At 60.7% G+C, this 19,401-nt stretch carries 19 protein-coding genes; 10 read left to right on the forward strand and 9 right to left on the reverse strand.

Annotated features, from left to right (window positions below; genetic code table 11):
• Nucleotides 1-196 precede the first annotated feature (196 nt).
• The 9 genes from BUB53_RS06130 to BUB53_RS06170 all read left to right on the forward strand — a co-directional run bounded on the left by BUB53_RS06130 (nucleotide 197) and on the right by BUB53_RS06170 (nucleotide 8,993).
• Nucleotides 197-1,432 carry a transporter substrate-binding domain-containing protein gene (locus tag BUB53_RS06130; protein WP_073033827.1) on the forward strand — a complete coding sequence of 412 codons (1,236 nt, stop codon included), beginning with the start codon at nucleotides 197-199 and terminating at the stop codon, nucleotides 1,430-1,432.
• Between the two features lie 76 nt (nucleotides 1,433-1,508).
• The gene (gene urtB / locus BUB53_RS06135; protein ID WP_073033828.1) at nucleotides 1,509-2,378 is read left to right on the forward strand and encodes an urea ABC transporter permease subunit UrtB; all 870 of its coding nucleotides are present in this window, start codon (nucleotides 1,509-1,511) and stop codon (nucleotides 2,376-2,378) included.
• A 10-nt stretch (nucleotides 2,379-2,388) separates the two neighbouring features.
• Complete coding sequence (gene urtC / locus BUB53_RS06140) at nucleotides 2,389-3,495, forward strand: urea ABC transporter permease subunit UrtC (protein ID WP_073033829.1); 1,107 nt, start codon at nucleotides 2,389-2,391, stop codon at nucleotides 3,493-3,495.
• Between the two features lie 2 nt (nucleotides 3,496-3,497).
• Complete coding sequence (gene urtD, locus BUB53_RS06145) at nucleotides 3,498-4,226, forward strand: urea ABC transporter ATP-binding protein UrtD (protein WP_073033830.1); 729 nt, start codon at nucleotides 3,498-3,500, stop codon at nucleotides 4,224-4,226.
• A gap of 2 nt (nucleotides 4,227-4,228) precedes the next feature.
• Nucleotides 4,229-4,930, forward strand: a complete 702-nt coding sequence (gene urtE, locus BUB53_RS06150; protein WP_084728937.1) for an urea ABC transporter ATP-binding subunit UrtE — start codon at nucleotides 4,229-4,231, stop codon at nucleotides 4,928-4,930.
• A 48-nt stretch (nucleotides 4,931-4,978) separates the two neighbouring features.
• Nucleotides 4,979-6,022: an aliphatic amidase gene (locus BUB53_RS06155; protein ID WP_073033831.1), complete on the forward strand. Its 1,044-nt coding sequence runs from the start codon at nucleotides 4,979-4,981 to the stop codon at nucleotides 6,020-6,022.
• Between the two features lie 67 nt (nucleotides 6,023-6,089).
• Nucleotides 6,090-7,226 carry an AAA family ATPase gene (locus BUB53_RS06160; protein WP_073033832.1) on the forward strand — a complete coding sequence of 379 codons (1,137 nt, stop codon included), beginning with the start codon at nucleotides 6,090-6,092 and terminating at the stop codon, nucleotides 7,224-7,226.
• Nucleotides 7,227-7,240: 14 nt separating this feature from the next.
• A complete protein-coding gene (locus tag BUB53_RS06165) occupies nucleotides 7,241-8,392 on the forward strand; it encodes a transporter substrate-binding domain-containing protein (RefSeq protein ID WP_229709490.1) in 1,152 nt (383 codons plus the stop codon).
• Between the two features lies 1 nt (nucleotide 8,393).
• On the forward strand, nucleotides 8,394-8,993 hold the full coding sequence (locus BUB53_RS06170) for an ANTAR domain-containing response regulator (protein WP_073033833.1): 600 nt from the start codon (nucleotides 8,394-8,396) through the stop codon (nucleotides 8,991-8,993).
• Between the two features lie 64 nt (nucleotides 8,994-9,057).
• Here the strand turns inward: BUB53_RS06170 and BUB53_RS06175 are convergent, their stop codons facing one another.
• The 5 genes from BUB53_RS06175 to phnD are packed head-to-tail and all read right to left on the reverse strand — an operon-like array spanning nucleotide 9,058 to nucleotide 13,376.
• Nucleotides 9,058-9,963 carry an HAD-IIA family hydrolase gene (locus tag BUB53_RS06175; RefSeq protein ID WP_143163152.1) on the reverse strand — a complete coding sequence of 302 codons (906 nt, stop codon included), beginning with the start codon at nucleotides 9,961-9,963 and terminating at the stop codon, nucleotides 9,058-9,060.
• Between the two features lie 5 nt (nucleotides 9,964-9,968).
• Nucleotides 9,969-10,778, reverse strand: a complete 810-nt coding sequence (gene phnE / locus BUB53_RS06180; protein WP_073033835.1) for a phosphonate ABC transporter, permease protein PhnE — start codon at nucleotides 10,776-10,778, stop codon at nucleotides 9,969-9,971.
• A complete protein-coding gene (phnE, locus tag BUB53_RS06185) occupies nucleotides 10,775-11,569 on the reverse strand; it encodes a phosphonate ABC transporter, permease protein PhnE (protein ID WP_073033836.1) in 795 nt (264 codons plus the stop codon). Before phnE (BUB53_RS06185) ends, phnE (BUB53_RS06180) begins: the two co-directional genes overlap by 4 nt.
• Entirely contained in the window at nucleotides 11,566-12,342 is a 777-nt protein-coding gene (gene phnC / locus BUB53_RS06190) for a phosphonate ABC transporter ATP-binding protein (RefSeq protein ID WP_073033837.1), read from the reverse strand. Before phnC ends, phnE (BUB53_RS06185) begins: the two co-directional genes overlap by 4 nt.
• Before the next feature lie 56 nt (nucleotides 12,343-12,398).
• Nucleotides 12,399-13,376: a phosphate/phosphite/phosphonate ABC transporter substrate-binding protein gene (phnD, locus tag BUB53_RS06195; RefSeq protein WP_073033838.1), complete on the reverse strand. Its 978-nt coding sequence runs from the start codon at nucleotides 13,374-13,376 to the stop codon at nucleotides 12,399-12,401.
• Nucleotides 13,377-13,547: 171 nt separating this feature from the next.
• On the opposite strand from phnD, the gene BUB53_RS06200 reads away from it, so the two are divergent.
• Nucleotides 13,548-14,351, forward strand: a complete 804-nt coding sequence (locus tag BUB53_RS06200; RefSeq protein ID WP_073033839.1) for a DeoR/GlpR family DNA-binding transcription regulator — start codon at nucleotides 13,548-13,550, stop codon at nucleotides 14,349-14,351.
• A gap of 102 nt (nucleotides 14,352-14,453) precedes the next feature.
• Here the strand turns inward: BUB53_RS06200 and BUB53_RS06205 are convergent, their stop codons facing one another.
• The 4 genes from BUB53_RS06205 to BUB53_RS22420 all read right to left on the reverse strand — a co-directional run bounded on the left by BUB53_RS06205 (nucleotide 14,454) and on the right by BUB53_RS22420 (nucleotide 19,360).
• Nucleotides 14,454-16,763 (reverse strand): molybdopterin guanine dinucleotide-containing S/N-oxide reductase, encoded by a 2,310-nt coding sequence (locus tag BUB53_RS06205; RefSeq protein ID WP_073033840.1) that lies wholly within the window; start codon nucleotides 16,761-16,763, stop codon nucleotides 14,454-14,456.
• 213 nt (nucleotides 16,764-16,976) lie between these two features.
• On the reverse strand, nucleotides 16,977-17,642 hold the full coding sequence (locus tag BUB53_RS06210) for a GntR family transcriptional regulator (protein WP_073033841.1): 666 nt from the start codon (nucleotides 17,640-17,642) through the stop codon (nucleotides 16,977-16,979).
• Between the two features lie 16 nt (nucleotides 17,643-17,658).
• Complete coding sequence (locus BUB53_RS06215) at nucleotides 17,659-18,630, reverse strand: aldo/keto reductase (RefSeq protein ID WP_229709503.1); 972 nt, start codon at nucleotides 18,628-18,630, stop codon at nucleotides 17,659-17,661.
• Nucleotides 18,631-18,667: 37 nt separating this feature from the next.
• Complete coding sequence (locus tag BUB53_RS22420; protein ID WP_073033843.1) at nucleotides 18,668-19,360, reverse strand: GntR family transcriptional regulator; 693 nt, start codon at nucleotides 19,358-19,360, stop codon at nucleotides 18,668-18,670.
• Between the last annotated feature and the right edge of the window lie 41 nt (nucleotides 19,361-19,401).

A 19,401-nucleotide genomic window follows, 5' to 3' on the forward strand; every position in this document is an offset into this window, starting at 1 on the left:
TAAGTACATGAATTTAAAAAATATAATTTTCTTGCAAAAAAGAACTTTCTGCTGAACGATTGTTTCGGGTTCAAATGCGAACCTGAAAATATAATGAGCAAAGAGGCTCTCCGACCGTAGCGATCCAGCTGCGTTGGAGGGCCTTTTTTGTTGCCGTTTCAAATGGCCGCTCAAAAACAACAGAGGAGATAACTAAATGAAACGCCGCGATTTTCTTGGTGGGGTTGGAGCTGTCGGAACGGCTGGCATTCTCTCGACACCGGCACTTCTGACCTCGGCAAGTCGCGCTTTGGCGCAGGGCAACGATATTCCCGTCGGTCTGCTTTTCTCGCTCACCGGCGCGGTGGCCGTGGTGGAAAGCACCTTGCATGACGCTGCCCTCATGGCGATCGAAGAGATCAATGCGGCAGGTGGGATTCATGGCCGGCAGCTACGCCCGATCATCGAAGATCCCGCCTCGGACCCCGCGACCTATGCCGACCGCGCCCGCCGTCTGATGATCCGCGACAAGTGCGTCAGCGTCTTCGGATCGTATACCTCGGCCAGTCGGCAGGCTGTCTTGCCGGTGACGGAACAGCGCAAGAACCTCTATTGGTATCCGACGCTTTATGAGGGGCGCGAGTGTTCCAGGAACGTCATGTATGGCGGCGCCGTGCCGAACCAGCAGCAGGACGAACTGATCCCCTGGGCCATCGAGAATTTCGGTCCGCGGTTCTACATGATCGGGAACAACTATGTGTATCCCAAGGAAGAGAACAACTATTGCAAGACGCTGCTTTCGGAATACGGCGGGGAAGTGGTTCATGAGGAATACGTGCCTCTGGGGCACTCGGATTTCAGTTCCGTAATCAACCGGATCCGCTCTGAACAGCCCGATGTCATCTTTGCCACGGTGGTGGGCGATTCCGACGTGGCGTTTGCGCGCCAGTATCATGCGGCTGAACTCGATCCCGCCAAGATGCCGGTTGTCAGCCTGACGCGCTCGGAAGTCGAGGTAAAAGCGATCGGCGGCGAAGCCGCGGCGGGGCACTTTTCCTCGGCACCATATTTCATGGGGCACGACACTCCGGAAAACGAGAAATTCGTGGAAGCCTACAAGTCCCGCTACGGGGCCGATCAGGTCACGCATTTCGTCAGCGAGGCGGCCTATTTCCAGGTCTACCAGTTCAAGGCGGCGCTCGAGAAACTGGACCCGGCAAACATCACGCCGGAAACCATTCGCGATGCGGCGGTCGGGCTGACACTCAACGCTCCGCAGGGCGAAATTCTGATCGACGAAAACCTTCACACGCATCTTTGGCCAAAAATCGGCCAATGGCAGACCAACGGTCAGGCCGAGGTGCTGGTGGAGTCAACGGAGCGGATCGCGCCCAAGCCCTACGCCGCCTATGACGGCCAGACCTGCACGGGTGAAGGCCTGGTCAAAGCCTGAACATCGCAAGCAATTCCAGACAGGAAACAGTGTCCGGCTCTGAAACATGGGCCGGACCCGTGGGAAAGGCGTTTTCATGGACGTGATAGCTAATCAATTGTTTGCCGGGCTGAGCATGGCGTCGATCATGCTTATGATCGCCCTTGGCCTCGCGATCATCTATGGCGCGATGGGGGTCATCAATCTTGCACATGGCGAGTTCGTCATGCTCGGCGCCTACGCGACATGGGCGCTCCAGACCTATGCGGGCCTTGGTATTCTTCCGGCATTGCCCCTGGTGTTCGTCGCGGTGGGGGCGGTCGGCTGGGTGATTGAAAAGGTGGTCGTTCAGAACCTGTATCACAGGCCACTGGACACGATCCTTGCGACATGGGGTATCGGGATCATTCTGCAACAGGCCGTTCGCCTTGGCGTCGGGGCTGAATCGCGTTTCGTCAAAGGGCCAGAACTGCTTTCCGGGAACACGGAAATCGGCCCCCTGATCATGTCGAATTATCGCTTGTTCGTGATTTTCTTCTCGATTGCCGTTCTCTGGGGAAGCTGGCTTCTGATGACGCGGACCGAGTTTGGTATGAAACTCCGTGCCATTATCCAGAACCGCAGCATTTCGGAATGCTACGGGATCGAGTCAAAGCGCGTCTACTCGATCACCTTTGCCTATGGGGCAGGGCTGGCGGGGATTGCCGGGGCGTTGATTACCCCGCTGTTCAGCACGATCCCGACAATGGGAACGGGTCTGGTCGTGGATGCCTTCCTTGTCGTAATCGTCGGTGGGCTCGGAAGCCTGATCGGTGCGGCGACGGCCTCGGTTCTGATCGGCGAAGCGACGGCGCTGTTCTCGATGATCATGAACGACACCCTGGGCCGCATTGCGGTTCTGGCGGGCATCATTCTCCTGATCCGCTTCCGTCCGCGCGGGCTTTTCCCAACAGAAACACGTCGCTGAGGAAACCAGTATGACTTCCAGATTCCACTACGATCTCGTGGCGCTCGTGATCTTTACGGTCGTGATTGTATTCGGAGTTCCGGCTCTGATGAACTACGACGGTTTCGAACTCAACACGTTCGCGCGATACCTCGCATTGGCGATCGTATCCATGGCTCTGGCGCTGTCATGGGGCACGGCTGGACTGCTCAACCTGGGGCAGGCCGCGACCTTTGGCATGGGGTCATATGCAATGGCCATGCACCTGAAACTGCGTGCAAGCAATGGGCTGCCGGATTTCATGGGATGGAACAACGTTCCGGAACTTCCCTTGATATGGATGCCTTTCGAATCCCTTGCCTTCACGTTGCTGGCCGGATTGCTGATCCCTGCTTTCGTCGGAGGGCTGATCGCGATTTTCATGTTCCGCGCCCGGATTGCCGGTGTTTTCGTGGCAATCATCACGCTGGCTTTTCTGGTGGCGTTCCAGCTTCTGGTCATTGATCAGCAAGGCCTGACCGGAGGGCAGAACGGGCTGACCGGCCTGGCGCAATTGTCGCTTCCGGGCTGGACGGTCGATCCCTACAGCATGGGGTTTTACTACCTCGTTGCAGGGTGCCTGGCCGTTGCGCTTGCCGTTGGTGTTTACCTGACCCACAGCAAATTCGGTCTGGTCCTTCGCGCCATTCGCGAGGATGCCGATCGGACGCGTTTCTTCGGCTACAACGTCGCAACGTATCAGACAGCGGTTTTTTGCATCTCAGCCGCGCTCGCGGGGTGGGCGGGGATGCTTTACACGATGGTGCTGGAATTCGCGTCGCCAACCTACATGGGCGTTTCGTTCAGTCTGGCGATTGTCATCTGGTGCGCTGTCGGCGGGCGGGAGTCGGTCATTGCCGCGGCGTTCGGGGCGATTATCGTCAACATGCTCGAGGGGCGGCTTTCGGACGTATTCGTTGAAGGCTGGCACCTCATGCTGGGCGTGATCTTCGTGCTTGTCGTCATGTTCATGCCGCGCGGCATCTACGGATTGCTGTCCGAACTCGCGGCGAAACTTCGGCGGGCGGGGCGGCAGGGAAATGCCGCCAGCATAGACCCCTCGTCAAAAACTCAACTCGAAACCGGGCAGGAGCAATAACCATGCAGCAACTGCAAGTCACCGATCTGCATGTAGAATTCGGCGGTCTGCGCGCCGTGGACGGGCTCAGCTTTGCCGTGGAAGAAGGAGAGATTCTTTGCCTGCTGGGGCCGAATGGTGCGGGGAAGTCCACGACTTTGGATCTGATCTGCGGCAAGACCCAGCCAACGGGCGGGTCCATACGGCTGAATGGAACCGAAATTTCACAGATGCTGGAGTTTCGCCGTGCCCGTCTTGGTATTGGCCGCAAGTTTCAGGTTCCCTCAGTTTACAGGGATCTGACCGTCGCCGAGAACCTGTCGGTCGCAAGATCGCGGCGACCGGGGCTGTGGAGCGCTTTGACGCGTTTCTCTCTTTCTGACGTGCGGGAGACGGAAGGAATTCTGGAACGGGTCGACCTGAGTTCGAAGCGTGAAGAACTGGCGGGCAACCTGTCACATGGTGAGACGCAATGGCTGGAGATCGCCATGCTGATTGCGCAGGACAGCCGGCTGATCCTGATGGATGAGCCCACCGCCGGCATGACGATTCAGGAAACCGAGAAAACCGCCGAAATTTTCCGATCCCTGAGCGACAGCCACACCCTGATTGTCGTCGAGCACGACATGTCGTTCGTCCGCACCGTCGCCGACCGGATCATCGTGATGAACCGTGGCGCGATGCTTGCAGAGGGTTCGATCGAGGAAATCGAAACCAATGAAGACGTGAAAACAGCGTATCTGGGGCATTGATCATGGAAAATATGCAAGCGAGAGACCTGTATTCCTTTTACGGAAAGAGCCCGGTGATCCTGGGGGTGTCTTTCGATCTGGACCCCGGTGAGTTTCTGGCGGTGCTCGGACGGAACGGCGTCGGGAAAACCACGCTTCTCAAATCCATCATGGGGCTGACGGATCGTTGCGAAGGCGGGCTTGCCTTCGGGAGCCAGGACATACTGGGGTTGTCTACGCCCCAGAGATCGAAGCTCGGGATCGCGTATATCCCGCAAGGCCGTGAAGTCATTCCCCAGTTCACGGTTCGCGAGAATATACTCATGGGCACATTTGCCCGACCGGACGGCAAGCGTGACATACCGGACTACCTGTTCGAGATGTTCCCGATTCTCGACGAGTTCATTTCACGCCGCGGCGGCGATTTGTCCGGCGGTCAGCAGCAACAGCTGGCGATTGCCAGAGCGCTGGCCATGGACCCCAAGATTCTCATCCTCGATGAGCCCACGGAGGGCATTCAGCCCAATATCGTGAAACAGATCGAGGATGCGATTGTCCGGCTCAATCGGGAACGCGGGCTGGGCATCATCCTTGTCGAGCAAAATGTGCCGTTTGCACGAACAGCATCGGACCGCTTTCTGGTGCTGGACAAGGGGCGCGTCGTTCTGAGCGGGAAATCCGAAGACCTCACCGACGACGTTGTCGAAAAACACCTGACATTCTGACCGGTCAGGACAATCCACCATCAAGGACCAACAGGAAAGGACCAGAAAATGAGACATGGTGACATTTCAAGCAGCGACAACACGGTTGGTGTCGCGGTTGTGAACTACAAGATGCCAAGGCTTCATACCAAGGCCGAGGTCATGGAGAACGCAGAAAAGATTGCGGACATGATCATTGGAATGAAGCAGGGCCTGCCCGGCATGGATCTGGTGATCTTCCCGGAATACAGCACGCAGGGTATCATGTACGACCCTGACGAGATGATGGAAACGGCCGCCAGCATTCCCGGCGACGAAACGGAAGTGTTCGCCAGAGCGTGCCGCAAGGCCAATACCTGGGGCGTTTTTTCGCTTACCGGGGAGCGTCACGAAGAGCATCCGAAAAAGACGCCCTACAACACGCTTATCCTGATGAACAACAAGGGTGAGGTCGTGCAGAAATATCGCAAGATCCTGCCTTGGAACCCGATCGAAGGCTGGTATCCCGGCGATCAGACATATGTTGTCGAAGGTCCGAAAGGCCTCAAGGTCAGCCTGATTATCTGCGACGATGGCAACTATCCCGAAATCTGGCGCGATTGCGCGATGAAGGGGGCGGAACTGATCGTTCGCTGCCAGGGATACATGTATCCCGCGAAAGATCAGCAGGTCATCATGGCCAAAGCCATGGCCTGGGCCAACAACAGCTATGTCGCGGTGGCCAACGCTGCGGGTTTCGACGGTGTCTACAGCTATTTCGGACACTCGGCGATCATCGGATTCGACGGGCGTACCCTGGGCGAATGCGGCGAGGAAGAGATGGGTATCCAGTATGCCCAGCTTTCGATCCCGGAAATTCGCGATGCGCGCGCCAACGATCAATCGCAGAACCATCTCTTCAAGCTGCTGCACCGTGGATATACGGGCATTCATGCCTCGGGAGATGGCGACAAGGGCGTGGCGGAATGTCCGTTCGAGTTCTATCGCAACTGGGTCAATGACGCGGAAAAAACGCGCGAGCATGTCGAGTCCTTCACGCGTTCGACGATCGGCGTGGCCTGCTGTCCCGTCGGAGGCTTGCCGACAGGCGCCAAAGAAAAAGAAGCGAAATGATCGTTCATGAGCTATATGGGCGGCCCGGCCGGGCCGCTCATCCTCAGTTCAATTGGTAGGAGCGGACATGCCTTTCCTGACGGACCGGATGCATGACACCCAGAGACAACAAAAGCTCGAAGCCGCCCTGGCGGATGAAAATGCCGGCGCTGTCGGGAGGGCCGATCACAAAGCAGCTTCTGCGCGTGCTCTTGCATCGCGCTTTTCATTCGATCTCGATCTGGTCGAGGCCGAACTGCGCGCGGCGATCATCGGGCAGGACGAGGCGATCGGGCAGGTGTTGGAAATCCTGAAGGTCGTTCGTGCCGATATCGGCGATCCGCGAAAACCTCTGGCATCCGTGCTCTTTTGCGGTCCGACGGGGGTGGGCAAGACGGAAACGGTCCGTACGATTGCACGGGCGATGTATGGCGATGCGGATGCGTTTTGCAGGATTGATATGAACACGCTCTCGCAGGAGCATTATGCCGCCGCGCTTACGGGCGCACCGCCGGGATATGTGGGGTCCAAGGAAGGGACGACCATTCTGGATCAGGAAAAGATCGAAGGAACCCGGAACCTTCCGGGGCTGGTTCTGTTCGACGAACTCGAAAAAGCGAGCAACGAAGTGGTGCTTGCCCTGATGAACGTATTCGACAATGGTATCCTGACCGTAGCTTCGGGGGAGCGCACATATTCCTTCAGAAACAGCCTGATCTTTATGTCATCCAACCTCGGAGCGCGGGAATTGATGGCGCTCGACGACGCGGTCGCATTTACCCCGCGCGCGATCTGGGCGCGGCTGACCAGTGTCTCCAAACCGCGGAGCGAACGCGCGCATGACATCGTCATGCGTTGCCTGCTGGAGCGATTTCCACCGGAACTGGTGAACAGGATCGATCATATCGATACGTTCAACTGGATCGGCAGCGACAAGATGCCAGCGCTTGTCGATGTGGAATTCGAACGTTTGAACAGGCGCCTGAAGAAACATGACCTCTGGCTTGAAATTTCCGACGAGGTTAGAGGTTTTGTTGCGTCGAAAGGCTATGATAAACGCTTTGGCGCACGGGGGCTTCGGCGTGCGATAAGGCGCCACCTGGAGTTTCCTCTGGCCGGGTATCTGCTTGGCGATCACGGAGATTTCTCGCCTCCTGACGGAAGCGCCGTGATCAGGATACAGGCCCAGTACCGAGATGGAATTGTTTCATTTCGACAGTTTTGAAAGGGATTTCTTCGTTGGAAAGTTGGAAAATCGGGCTGCTGTTTTCAGTGACGGGGGTAACGTCGATTATCGAGCGATCGCAACTGAACGGGGCGTTGCTTGCGATCGATCAGATCAATGCGAAAGGCGGCGTGCTCGGTCGTCCATTGGAGCCCGTTCGCTATGATCCGGCCTCGGTCGTCAAACGATACGGGGAACTGGCAGAAAAACTGATCGTCGAAGACAAGATCAGTGTGATTTTCGGCTGCTATATGTCGTCATCGCGCAAAGAAGTGCTGCCCGTTGTCGAACGCCGGAACGCATTGTTTTTCTATCCGACCCTTTACGAAGGCTTCGAGTATTCTCCCAACGTGATCTATGGCGGTGCATGTCCGAACCAGAACAGCGTTCCGCTGGCCAATTTCCTGATGAACACCTATGGGAAACGCGTTTTCTTTGTCGGGTCCGATTACATATATCCGAGGGAATCCAACCGCGTCATGCGCAATGTTCTTCGCCAGGGCGGCGGGGAAGTCACGGGCGAAGTCTATTTCGACCTCGAGGCGGAAGCCGCGGATTTCTCCGGCGTCGTCGACGAGATCATGAAGGTGAAGCCCGATGCAATTTTTTCGACAGTTGTCGGACAAGCCTGTATTGAGTTCTATAAAGCCTATCATCTGGCCGGTGGGGACGGTCGAAAGTGTCCAATTGCCAGCCTGACCACGAATGAAGGGGAGATCGACGCCATAGGTCCTGAAGCTTCGGCCGGGCACATCACCGCCGCACCGTATTTCCGCTCGGTCCATTCACCGGCCAATCGCCGGTTCCTCAAGGCATATGAGGAAAAATTCGGTTCGACAGTGGATGTCACCAGTTGTTGCGAAGCGACCTATAGCCAGGTCCATATGTTTGCTCTTGCGCTTGAAGAGACGGGTGAGATCGATACCGAATGTTTGCGAGAGGCGTTGCTGGGCGCGAGTTTCGACGCCCCTCAGGGGCAAATCAAGATAGACCCCGACAACAATCACACTTATCTGCAATCGCGAATCGCAAAGGTCGATAACAACGGTGAATTCGTCATCGAGGCCAAGGTGCGCCGCGCGATCAAGCCAGACCCTTATCTGGTGTTTCCAGCCATCCATGACTGGAGCTTCCGGACGCTGAAAGTGGCCGGAGGCGGGCGTTAGCATGAGTGATCCGATCCAGGATCTCAGGGATCTTCATGCGCTTGTCGTCCACCCGAGGGACAGAAGCGCCGACGAGCTGATGCAGCAAGTCAACAGGATCGGGTGTAATTTTGACCATATGTGGCCGGTGCCCAAAACGCTGCCGGAGAAGTTCGATCTGGTGTTTGTCGATGTAACGGATCAAAACGCGCAAAGGCTGAAGTCATTTATCGGAAGCAGCCCGAAATCGCCTTCGGTCGTGGCCATTATCGGCTATGAAAACCCTTCGGTTCTCGATCTGATTTTCGAGATCGGGGCGCATTCGGTATTGATGAAACCGGTGCGTGCCGCAGGTGTGTTGAGCAGTATGCTGATGGCGCGCCGGTTCCAGCAGGAGCAGTTACACTTTGAAAAAGACCTCACCAAGCTGCGTGAGAAACTCGATAATGTGCAAAAGGTGAATGACGCCAAGTTCATCCTGATGCGGCATCGCGGAATTACCGAGAGGCAAGCCTACGATCTGATACGCAAGCAGGCGATGGCGAAAAGAGCGACCACGACAGAGATCGCGCAATCAATCATCAATGCCGAGAGTATCCTTAGCAATATGGGGGATACATGACCGGCTGGGGTGCAGGCCGATCTGCCGCTCGGTCGGGGTGCTCCGGGACCGTCTCAGGCGGCGTTCATATCTGGCCGATGACGAAATCCGGCACGATGCCGGACCGGCCTACCGCGGTGTCGGCGTCCATCCCGGCCAGCAGGCCGTGATTCATCACCAGTGCCGTGGCAAACCCCATGTGCCGCCCGCCTAGGACATCGGTGTGCAGCGTATCGCCAACCATCAGCACCCGGGCAGGGGGCGGCAGCGGATCGTGGCGTGCCAGAGCAAGATCGTAGATTTCGCCAAAGGGCTTGCCCAGAAACCGCGGTTCGATCCCCGTGACATCGGCAAGACGGTGCGCGAAATAGCCGGGCTCACGTGACAACCCGCCCTCGCGCGGGGCGACAATATCGGGGTTGCCGACGATCACCGGCCGGGGATTTTTGCACAGCGAATTTTCAAGCATATCCTGGCGCGCATCCGTCCAGCCGTCCGAGCCGACCAGCAGGATGCCTTCGGCTGCGTCATAGGCGGCGGGGTCGTCCGCAAGGACATGCGCGTCGATCCCGTTCAGGTCGTCGGTTCCGTTGACCGCGTTAAGCATCATGCCCCATCTCCGGGGTGGCATGCTGGCGAGATGCGCAAGCAGTGCTTCGCGGCTTGTGACCACCTCGGACGGGCTGAAATCGAAACCGAGACGGGTATAGCGCTGCATCATCCGCGCCTTGGGATACCCTGCGGAGTTCGACACCACCATGACTCGCTTGCCCGCCGCCCGCAGCGCCGCAATCCTTTCGACCGCGCCGTCAATCGGCGTTTCGCCAACGTTCAACACGCCATAGGCGTCGAGCAGGATCAGATCGAACGCCTCCGCGATGTTCTCCAGCGACGACGCAGCTGTCCAGTTCGTGCCGAACGTGGCCCCTGGCAGGCGATGGCGGACCGAGAGATAGGCGTTGAATGCGGTCTCGGCGTCTGTCGTCATCATTCGGTTCAAAGGATGCGCCGCCGCAGGAAGGCCGAGACGATCTCACCCAGTACCACCAGCGCCAGGATCGCCAGAAGAATGGTTGCCGCTTCGGGCCAGTTGAAGGTGTCGATTGCGCCTTGCAGGATGATGCCGATCCCGCCTGCGCCGACGAGGCCCAGCACGGTGGATTCCCGCAGGTTGATATCCCACCGCAGGATCGCGACGGCCCAGAAGGTCGGCATGACCTGCGGAATGATCGCATAGACGATCACCTTGAAACGCGAGGCTCCGGTGGCTTCGAGCGCCTCGACCGGGCGCTTGTCGATTTCCTCGATCGCTTCGCCGAGGAGCTTGCCGATAAAGCCGATGGACCGAAACATGATGGCCAGGATACCGGCAACGACGCCGGGGCCGAAGATGGCGACGAAAAGCAACGCCCAGATGATGGTGTTGACGGAACGCGACGTGACCAGGATCAGCCGCCCGAACCATAGTGTGGCGCGGTTGGGGGTGGTGTTCTGCGCCGCGAGATAAGCCACCGGCAAGGACATCAGAACACCAAGGGCCGTCGCGAAGGTGGCGATGTTGACCGTTTCCATCAGCACGTTCAGGATCGTGCCGAGGTTGGACGGGTCGGGGGGATACATCCGGCCCAGAAGGTCGCCCATCTGTTCCGGTGCATCCCAGACCCATGCCCAGATGACGTCGATCGAACTCAGCGCCCAACCGAGCGCCAGCGCGCTGAAGGCGAATGCGGCGTATCGCTGCATCCGTTGTTTCGGGGTAAAGCGAGACCAGTCCTCACGACCGAATTTTTCGGCGATGGTGCTCATCCGATGCGCTTCCTTATTACGCCGCTGATCCCTTCGGAAATCAGGATCACGCCGACGATGACGATGGTGATGGCCAGCGCGAAATCATAGTCATAGCGCCCGAAGGCATTGGCGAGCGTTGCGCCGATCCCGCCTGCGCCGACGATCCCCACGACAGCCGAAGCGCGCAGGTTGGAATCGAGCTGATAGATCGAAAGGCCGATCTGGCGCGGCATGATCTGGGGGAAGATCGCGTAGAACAATGTCGAGAGGTAAGGTGCTCCGGCGGCGCGCATCGCCTCGACCTGACCGAAATCTATCTCTTCGATCCGCTCGGCCAGCATCTTGGCGACGAAGCCGATGGAGTAGACGATCAGCGTCAGCACCCCTGCGAACGGGCCGAAACCCACCGCCTTGACGAAGATGATCGCAACGATCACCGGGTGAAAGCTGCGGGCGATGATGATGATCGCGCGACCGAGATAGTAGATCGGCAGCGGTGCGATGTTGCGTGCGGCCATGAAGGCAATGGGGATCGACAGCGCCACGCCGCCCGCAGTGGCCAGCAGGGCGATTTTCAGGCTTTCGAGAAACCCGTCGATCAGCAGGCCGCTGCGCTCGAAGCTCGGGGGGAAGGCTCCGCCGAAGATCCGCTTGGCCCGGCCGAGCCCATCGGCGACCCGTTCCCAGTCGACCGGCAGGCTTGTCCCGACCCAGAGGATATAGGAGATCACTCCGAGATAGACCGACCAGCGCACCCAGCGGTTGGCGATGAAGGGCGGTTTGCGCCAGGTGTCGGGTGTGCTGCTCATGACGCTTCTTTCAGGTCTTCGCTGCGGTCGGCATGGGGGCTGCCGGAATAGATCTGGTCCATCGCCTCCTGATCCAGCTTGTCGGGCGTGTCGTCAAAGATGATCCGGCCATAGCGCATGCCGACAATCCGGTCGGTGTAAATCTTGGCCTCGGTGACATTGTGGATGTTGATGAGTACTGGCAGTTTCAACTCACCCGCCAGGTCGCGCAGCAGCCCCATGATCTGCTCGGACGTCTTGGGGTCGAGTGATGCGGTGGGTTCGTCCGCCAGCAATATTTCGGGGTCCTGCATCAGTGCACGAACCACGCCGACGCGCTGACGCTCGCCGCCGGAAAGCTCGTCGGCGCGTTTGTTTGCGTAATGCGCGATGCCGACCCGTTCCATCAGCTCATAAGCGCGACGGATGTCTTTTTTGGGATACCGGCGCATCACCGCCGCCCATGTGGGGATATACCCGAGCCGCCCGGACTGGACGTTTTCCATGACCGTCAGGCGGTCGACCAGATTGAACCCCTGAAATACCATCCCGATTTTGCGCCGTGCCGCGCGAAGTTCGCGACCGCGCAGGCTGGTCAGTTCCGTGCCGTTCAGTTCGATACTGCCCGAGGTGGGTTCCACCAGCCGGTTGATACAGCGCAGAAGGGTCGATTTGCCCGCGCCGGAAGAGCCGATGACGGACACGACGCTTTCGCCCTCGATGGTCAGGTCGAGGCTTTTCAAAACCGGGTTTCCCGTGCCGTATCGTTTGACCAGGTCGGTGATTTTCAACATGTATTGGCTCCTTGAAAGGGGCCGATGCCGTGGCACCGGCCCCTGTCGCACAGGTCTTATTCCGCAGCGAGTCCTTCGGGCGTGTATTCGACGCCGTTCGCCTTCTGGATCTGGCGGATGACCTTCCACTGATCCTTGTAGGTGATCGGAATAAATTTGCTGACGCCCGTGAATTCCTCACCCAGGGCCGTTCCCGCGAAATCGAAGCTGAAGAAGGCTTCTTCGATTTTCTTCTTGAGCTCGGGCGCAAGGTCGTGGGCATAGCCATAAGACGTGGTCGGGAAAGGGTCGCTTTCCCAGACGATGCGAACGTCCGCGGGATCGTAGAGGCCGCGTTCCGCCATCCGGTCGACAACCTCGGACGCCACCGGGGCCGCGTCGTAATCGCCCGCCACGACACCCAGCATCGACTGATCGTGCGAACCCGAATAGGTTACCTCGTAATCCTCGTCCGGCACGATGCCGAGGTCCGGGAACAGCGCCCGCGGCGCGAGGTTGCCGGAATTGGAGGTCGGCGAGGTATGCGCAATGCGCTTGCCGGCCATGTCCGCCACTTCCTTGATGTCGCTGTCGGCCTGCGTGTAGATTTGCAGTTTGTAGCCGAACTGGCCGTCGTCACCACCCATGATCGCAAAGGGCACGGCGCCGGCGAGGTTCACCGCGAAGGGCGTGGGGCCGGTTGAAAAACCTGCGATATGCAGACGGCCCGAGCGCATCGCCTCGACCTCGGCCGAGTTCGACTGTACCGCGAAGAACTGCACGTCCTTGCCGGTCACCTCTTCCAGATGTTCGATGAAGGGGTTCCAGATATCTTCGTAGATCGCCGGATCTTCGACCGGCGTGTAGGCGAACACGAGCGTGTCGGGGTCTTTCAGCGCGCTTGGGTCTTCTGGCGCGTCAGCCACGAGATCGCCGTCGGCGTCCGTATATTGGCTGTCGAGCGCTGCCGTCTCCGTCTCTTGTGCAAAGGCGGACCCCGCCACAAGGGCAAGTGTCGCCAGGAACGTCGTTCCCAATGCCGTCTGTCTGAGCATGGTTTTCTCCTCCCATATATTTTGTCCTGCGCCCGGCTGGCCGGGCTCAGTCATGGGGATGACAGCATTGATATCTGTGATATGCAAGATAAATTCTCTGGAAATTTTGGAAAACCAAAGTATTTTTTGGGAAGAGCCACAACACGACGATATGTCAGGGAGTTTCCCACCGTGACCACACGGCGATACAAGAAGCAGGAACGGCACGAGCAAATCCTGCTGGAGCTGAAGCTCAAGCCGCATGTCAGGGTTGCCGAACTGGCCAAGCAATTCGGTGTGACCACGGAAACGGTGCGGCGCGACATCGAAGACCTTGGACGCGACGGACTTTTGCAGCGCGCGCATGGGGGGGCGTCGGCGCGGCATGCGGGGGCGCATCACGATCTGGATGCGCGGCGGCATCAGCGGGTGGCGGAGCGTGAGCGTCTTGGGCGGTTTGCGGCCTCGCTGGTGGCGGAGGGGAGTTCGATCATGGTCGATGCCGGGGCCACGACGATGGAGTTCGCGCGCTTCCTGGCCTTTGCGGAAACGCGGGTGACGGTGATCACGAACAGCCTTCAGGTGGCGATGATCCTGGGGCAGAGCCCGGCGACGGATGTGCGTCTTGCGCCCGGCGAGTACCTGCCGCGCGAGGCTGCGGTGGTGGGAACGGAAACCTGCGAATACCTGGCCAATTATAACGTAGACGCTTGTTTTATTGGGGCTGCGGGGCTGAGCGAGGTTGGAGTCACCGAGGCGATAGCCGGGTTCGGGGCGGTCAAGCGGGCCATGATGCGCCAGAGCCGGGCGCGCCATTTCCTGATCGACGCCAGCAAGTTCGGGCAGACCCATATGACACGGGTCGCGAGCCTTGACGAGATCGGATCGCTCGTCAGTGACCGGCATCCCACGGCGCCGCTTTCCGGGGTGCTGCGGGAGCGGGGGGTGCGGATGCTGAGCCCCGATATTCAGAAATCCGCGCCTGCCAGAGTGTAGTCCGGCGGGTTTGCGTTTCGTACAAAACGTACGAAGTGTACGCGGGTTTTGTACGAAATTCGGGGCCCACGGGCAAAGCTGCGTACAACATGGACGCAAGCGTCAGGTGTTTTCCAGAATCTCCGGCGGCGCATAGGCTGTCACCTCGGGCAGCGGACCGGTGTGAGCCTCGACGCGCACGAGACAGGAATGCGCGGTGGGGCCCTGCGCCAGCCGCGAGGTTCCGGCGTCGCGTGTCACGGCGTTGGGATTTCCCACACGGCACTGGCCGTCGAGCGGATCGAACCACGCGCCGGTCGCAATCTGGATGACGCCGGGACGGAGCGTTTCGCTGAGACAGAGACCCGCGAGGAAGGCGCCCCGGTCGTTGAAGACGCGAACGATGTCCCCTTCGGACAGATCCCGCGCCGCGGCATCGGTCGGGTGCATGGTCAGGGGCACGCGCCCCCTGATGCGGTCCGACTGACTGACGCTGCCGTGGTCGAGCTGGCTGTGCAGCTTGGTGCGCGGCTGGTTGGAGATCATGTGCAACTCGCCGGGTCGCGCGGACCCGAGCCATTCGACCGGCGCGGTCCAGGCCGCGTGGCCGGGTGCATCGTCATAGCCGAACCCGGCGACGGTTTCGGAAAACAGTTCGATCCGGCCCGACGGGGTGTCGAGCGGGTGGGCCTCGGGATCGGCCCGGAAGGCGGAGAGCAGGACCGGCTCGGTTTCGGGCGGGGGCAGTTCGGCCCAGCCCTTTGACTGGAACTCTTCCCAGCCGGGCAATGCGATGCCCGACGCGGCAACCTGCTGCCGGGTGACATCATAGAGGTGGCGTTGCCAGTCGTCCGGTGTGCGCCCTTCGGTGAAGGCCTCTTCGCAGCCGAGCCGGGCCGCGATGCCGCGAAAGATGTCATGATCGCTTTTGGCCTCGCCGACGGGGGCGATGGCCTGATCCATCACGACCTGATATGTGTCGCGCGGGGTCAGGCCCAGATCGCGGCGTTCCAGCGTCGTGGTGCAGGGCAGGACGATATCGGCGTGTTTGGCGGTGGCGTTCCAGCACCATTCGTTGACGATGAATGTCTCGCACTGGGGCAGGGCGCGGCGGAACCGGTTCAGATCCTGATGGTGGTGGAAGGGATTGCCCCCGGCCCACCAGATCATGCGGATATCGGGATAGGTGCGCCGCTGACCGTTGAAATCATAGGCCCCGCCCGGATTTTCCAGCATGTCGCTGATCCGGGCGACGGGGATGAAATCGGCAACCGGGTTCCGCCCCTGCGGAAAGGCGGCCATGCGCGGCCAGCTCAGGGACGCGCCAATGAAGTTTTCGGCGGAATAGCCGAACCCGATGCCGGTGCCGGGCAATCCGATCTGCCCGAGCATCGCGGCAAGGGAAATGGCGGCCCAATAGGCCATTTCGCCGTGATCCTGCCGGGTCAGGGCCCAGGCGATGGAGATCATCGTCCGCTGCCCCGCCATGCGCCGGGCGAGGGCGCGGATCGTATCGGCGGGCAGATCGCAGAGGTCTGCGGCCCAGTCGGCGGTTTTTGCCTGCCCGTCGGTCTCGCCGGTCAGATAGGCGGCGAAACGGTCGAAGCCGTGGCAGTAGCGATCGAGGAAAGCGCGGTCATGCAGGTTTTCGGCCAGAAGCGTGTGGCACAGGGCCAGCATCAGGGCCGTGTCCGACGAGGGGCGCGGCGCGATCCAGTCCGCGCCGGTTTCCTCCAGAAGGTCGGATTTGAGCGGGGAGACATTGACGAATTGCACGCCGTTGGCGTGTGCCGCGCGCAGCCCGGCCCTTTGGACGTGCCGACCGGTGCCGCCCTGATTGATCTGTCCGTTCTTCAGCGGGACACCGCCAAACGCGACGAACAGTTCGGCGTTCTGCGCGACGGAGGCCCAGCTGGTCGTATCCTGCACCAGCTGGGTGAAATCGCCGATGACATGCGGGACCGTCACCTCGGCGGCGGCATAGCTGTAGCTGTTGACCGAGCGCACGAATCCGCCGTTCAGGTTCAGGAAGCGTTTGAGCTGACCCTGGGCGTGGTGGAACCTGCCCGCGCTGGCCCAGCCATAGGAGCCTGCGAAGATCGCGCCGTTGCCGTGTTGTTCCCGGATGCGGCGCAGCTCCTGCGCGACGATGTCGTTGATCCGGTCCCAAGTGACGGGGATGAATGCGTCCTCGCCGCGCCGTTCGGACGTGGCGCCGGGGCCGTGTTCCAGCCAGCCCTTGCGCACCATGGGCCGGGTGATCCGGGTCGGGCCGTCGAGCACGCCGACGATCCCGTGGCCGATGGGGGACGGGTCCGGATCGTGTTCGAAATCGCGCAGGGCGATCACGCGACCGTCCTGAACATCGACCCGGTAAGTGCCCCAATGGGCGGTGGTGAATATATCGCGATCCCGGTGAGTCACTTTGGTCATTCCTGCTGAACCTGATCGCCAGCCGCTGTGGCGGGACCGATGGGAGAGGGTGCAGGTCAGTTCAGGGCCAGTGGACGGGAAAGTCAAGGCTTTGGCGGCGGGGCATCGCGCCTTGGGCGGAGACGGGGCCGCCGCAGGCGATGTTCAGCAGGCGGGGGCGGATCGACCGGCCCCGGCGTATGCGGCAGGTGTGACGGCGATCCCGGTGCGGGGTTAGCCGAGTTTCGACAGGGCGGCGCGGGCGGCGTTATCGACATGGGCGCGACTGAGGCTTTCGGCGCGGGCGGCATCGCGGTCGAGGATCGCCGCGACGAGGGCGGAAAGTTCCTCGAGCGAGGCTTTGCGCCGCTCGGTGTCGGAGAGCGAAGTGATGCGCAGTTGCGAGACGCGGATATGGATGCTGCGCAGCATGCGGTCGGCGACCTCGTTATCGGCGCCTTCCATGAGCACATCGTAAAAGCGCGACTTGGCGGCGATCATCGCGGGCGGCTGTTTGCGGGTATAGGCGGTCATGACCTCGTCGAAGGCCGACTGAAAGTCCTGCATCAGCGCGTCGCTCGCGTTTTCGCAGAAGAGCCGGCAGATCAGAGCTTCGAGGGAGGCGCGGACATCGAAGATGGCCTTGGCCTCTTTGCCGGTCAGTTCCGAGATGATCAGCCCGCGATTGGGCAGGCTGGTCACGAGGCCTTCGTTTTCGAGTTCGCGCAGGGCTTCGCGCAGCGAGGTGCGCGACACGCCGATGCGGTCGCAGAGGACCCGTTCGACCAGCCGTTCGCCCGGCGCCAGTTCGCCGCGCGCGATGGCGGTTCTCAGGACGTCGGCGACCTGCTTGCGCAGGCTCGGGCCTGCCACGACCTTGAGGTTATCCTTGATGTCCACGTGTCCTCCCTACTCGTTAATGGCCACCGCCCGACAGGGGGCGTGGGGCGTAGGTTTCGTCGATTCTGGCGATCTCGTCCTCCGAGAGGGTGATGTCCATTGCCGCGACCGCCTCGTCCACCTGCGCCTGCGAGGTCGCGCCGAAGATCGGCGCGGTCACGCCGGGGCGCTGCAAGGTCCAGGCGAGGGCGATCTGCGAGGCAGTGGCCCGGCGCTCGGCGGCGATCTCTGCAAGGACCTGCTGCACGGCGAAATCCGCCGCGCGGTAGTAGTGTTTCGTGGTGTAGTCGTCGCTTTTGGTGCGGGGGGTGGCCTGGCCGGGATCGCGCCGGTCGGCGGACAGGAAGCCGCGCCCCATCGGGCTGAAGGGGATGGTGGCCAGCCCCTCGTGCCGGGCGTAGGGGAGCAATTCGCGTTCGCATTCGCGGTGCGCCGGGTTCAGTTCGCACTGCATCGAAAGAAAGGCGGGCAGGTTGCGCCGCCGCGCCGTTTCGCGGCACAGGGTGAAGGCCCAGGCGGGCATGGTGGCCGCGCCCACATAGAGCGCCTTTCCGGCGCGCACGATATCCGCCATTGCGCCGACGAGTTCGTCGATATCGGTATCGGGGTGCCAGATATGGGTCTGGAACAGGTCGACATGGTCCGTTCCCAGCCGCAGCAGGGAATCGTCGATGGCCTTGAACAGGTGCTTGCGCGAAAAGCTGCGGCCGTTGGGGTGCCCGGCCATGGGGTTGCCGGCCTTGGTGGCGATCACCACGCTGTCGCGCGGGTGGTGTTTCAGGACGGTCTGCCCGAGGATGCGTTCGCTTTCGCCGGCGGAATAGAAATCGCAGGTGTCGAAGAAGTTGATCCCGTGTGACAGCGCGCGGTCGATCACCGGTGCGGCCTCGTCGGCCTCGAGAACCCAGTCGCGCCAGCTTTTGGCGCCGAATCCCATGGCCCCGAGACACAGGCGCGACACCTTCAGGTTGCTTTTTCCGAAACTCACGTAATCCAAGGCTGACCCCTTCTGCTTTGCGTTTGGTTCATGCGTCGTCGTTCCGGCTCTTGCGCAGCAGGTCGATGGCGAAGGCTGCGGAGCGTTTGACGTAGTCACGGGTCAGGCGTTCGGCTTTGGCGCCGTCGCGGGCGTGGAAGGCGGCGGAAATCTCGCGCAGCATTCCCATCGTTTCGGCGCGCCGCTCGGATGAGGCCACCCGCGCGGTGATGGTGCGCAGGAAGGTGATGCGGGTGCGCAGCACCGCAGCCATTTGCCGCGTGACCTCGTTCCCGGCGCCTTCCATGATCACGTCCGACACCTCGTCCAGGCGGCGGGCGTGAAGCTGGGCCTGCGCGGGTTGGTTGGTGGCCTCGGCGCGTTCGATGGCCCGGTCCAGGGCTTCCAGGGCCTCCGGACCGGCGCGTTCCGCAAAGAGCCGCGCGGTCGCGGATTCGAGGATCACGCGCGCTTCGTAAATCTGCGCCGCCTCGCTTACCGATACGCGCGTGACAAAGACGCCCTTGCCCGATTCGCGGGTCACGAGCCCTTCGGCCTCGAGCTCGCGCAGGGCTTCGCGGACGCTGGTGCGGCTGACGCCGGTGCGATCGGCGAGGGTGCGTTCGACCAGTTTGTCACCGGGTTTGAAGACCTGATTGAGCAGGGCCTCCCTCAGAACCGCGACAGTTTTTTCGCGCAGCGTTTGCGTGCCGTCTATGGCCCAGTCACCGGTATCGCCCATTGGTTTTGCCCTTCGAATCTTCGCGGTTCGCTTGTGCCGGA

Source organism: Roseovarius pacificus, assembly GCF_900142665.1.
GTDB lineage: Bacteria > Pseudomonadota > Alphaproteobacteria > Rhodobacterales > Rhodobacteraceae > Roseovarius > Roseovarius pacificus.

Bases quoted from the DNA above. Each gene is read 5' to 3' on its own strand.
- BUB53_RS06130 (WP_073033827.1), top strand. From the start codon at position 197: ATGAAACGCCGCGATTTTCTTGGTGGGGTTGGAGCTGTCGGAACGGCT.
- urtB (WP_073033828.1), top strand. From the start codon at position 1,509: ATGGACGTGATAGCTAATCAATTGTTTGCCGGGCTGAGCATGGCGTCG.
- urtC (WP_073033829.1), top strand. From the start codon at position 2,389: ATGACTTCCAGATTCCACTACGATCTCGTGGCGCTCGTGATCTTTACG.
- urtD (WP_073033830.1), top strand. From the start codon at position 3,498: ATGCAGCAACTGCAAGTCACCGATCTGCATGTAGAATTCGGCGGTCTG.
- urtE (WP_084728937.1), top strand. From the start codon at position 4,229: ATGGAAAATATGCAAGCGAGAGACCTGTATTCCTTTTACGGAAAGAGC.
- BUB53_RS06155 (WP_073033831.1), top strand. From the start codon at position 4,979: ATGAGACATGGTGACATTTCAAGCAGCGACAACACGGTTGGTGTCGCG.
- BUB53_RS06160 (WP_073033832.1), top strand. From the start codon at position 6,090: ATGCCTTTCCTGACGGACCGGATGCATGACACCCAGAGACAACAAAAG.
- BUB53_RS06170 (WP_073033833.1), top strand. From the start codon at position 8,394: ATGAGTGATCCGATCCAGGATCTCAGGGATCTTCATGCGCTTGTCGTC.
- BUB53_RS06175 (WP_143163152.1), bottom strand. From the start codon at position 9,963: ATGATGACGACAGACGCCGAGACCGCATTCAACGCCTATCTCTCGGTC.
- phnE (WP_073033835.1), bottom strand. From the start codon at position 10,778: ATGAGCACCATCGCCGAAAAATTCGGTCGTGAGGACTGGTCTCGCTTT.
- phnE (WP_073033836.1), bottom strand. From the start codon at position 11,569: ATGAGCAGCACACCCGACACCTGGCGCAAACCGCCCTTCATCGCCAAC.
- phnC (WP_073033837.1), bottom strand. From the start codon at position 12,342: ATGTTGAAAATCACCGACCTGGTCAAACGATACGGCACGGGAAACCCG.
- phnD (WP_073033838.1), bottom strand. From the start codon at position 13,376: ATGCTCAGACAGACGGCATTGGGAACGACGTTCCTGGCGACACTTGCC.
- BUB53_RS06205 (WP_073033840.1), bottom strand. From the start codon at position 16,763: ATGACCAAAGTGACTCACCGGGATCGCGATATATTCACCACCGCCCAT.
- BUB53_RS22420 (WP_073033843.1), bottom strand. From the start codon at position 19,360: ATGGGCGATACCGGTGACTGGGCCATAGACGGCACGCAAACGCTGCGC.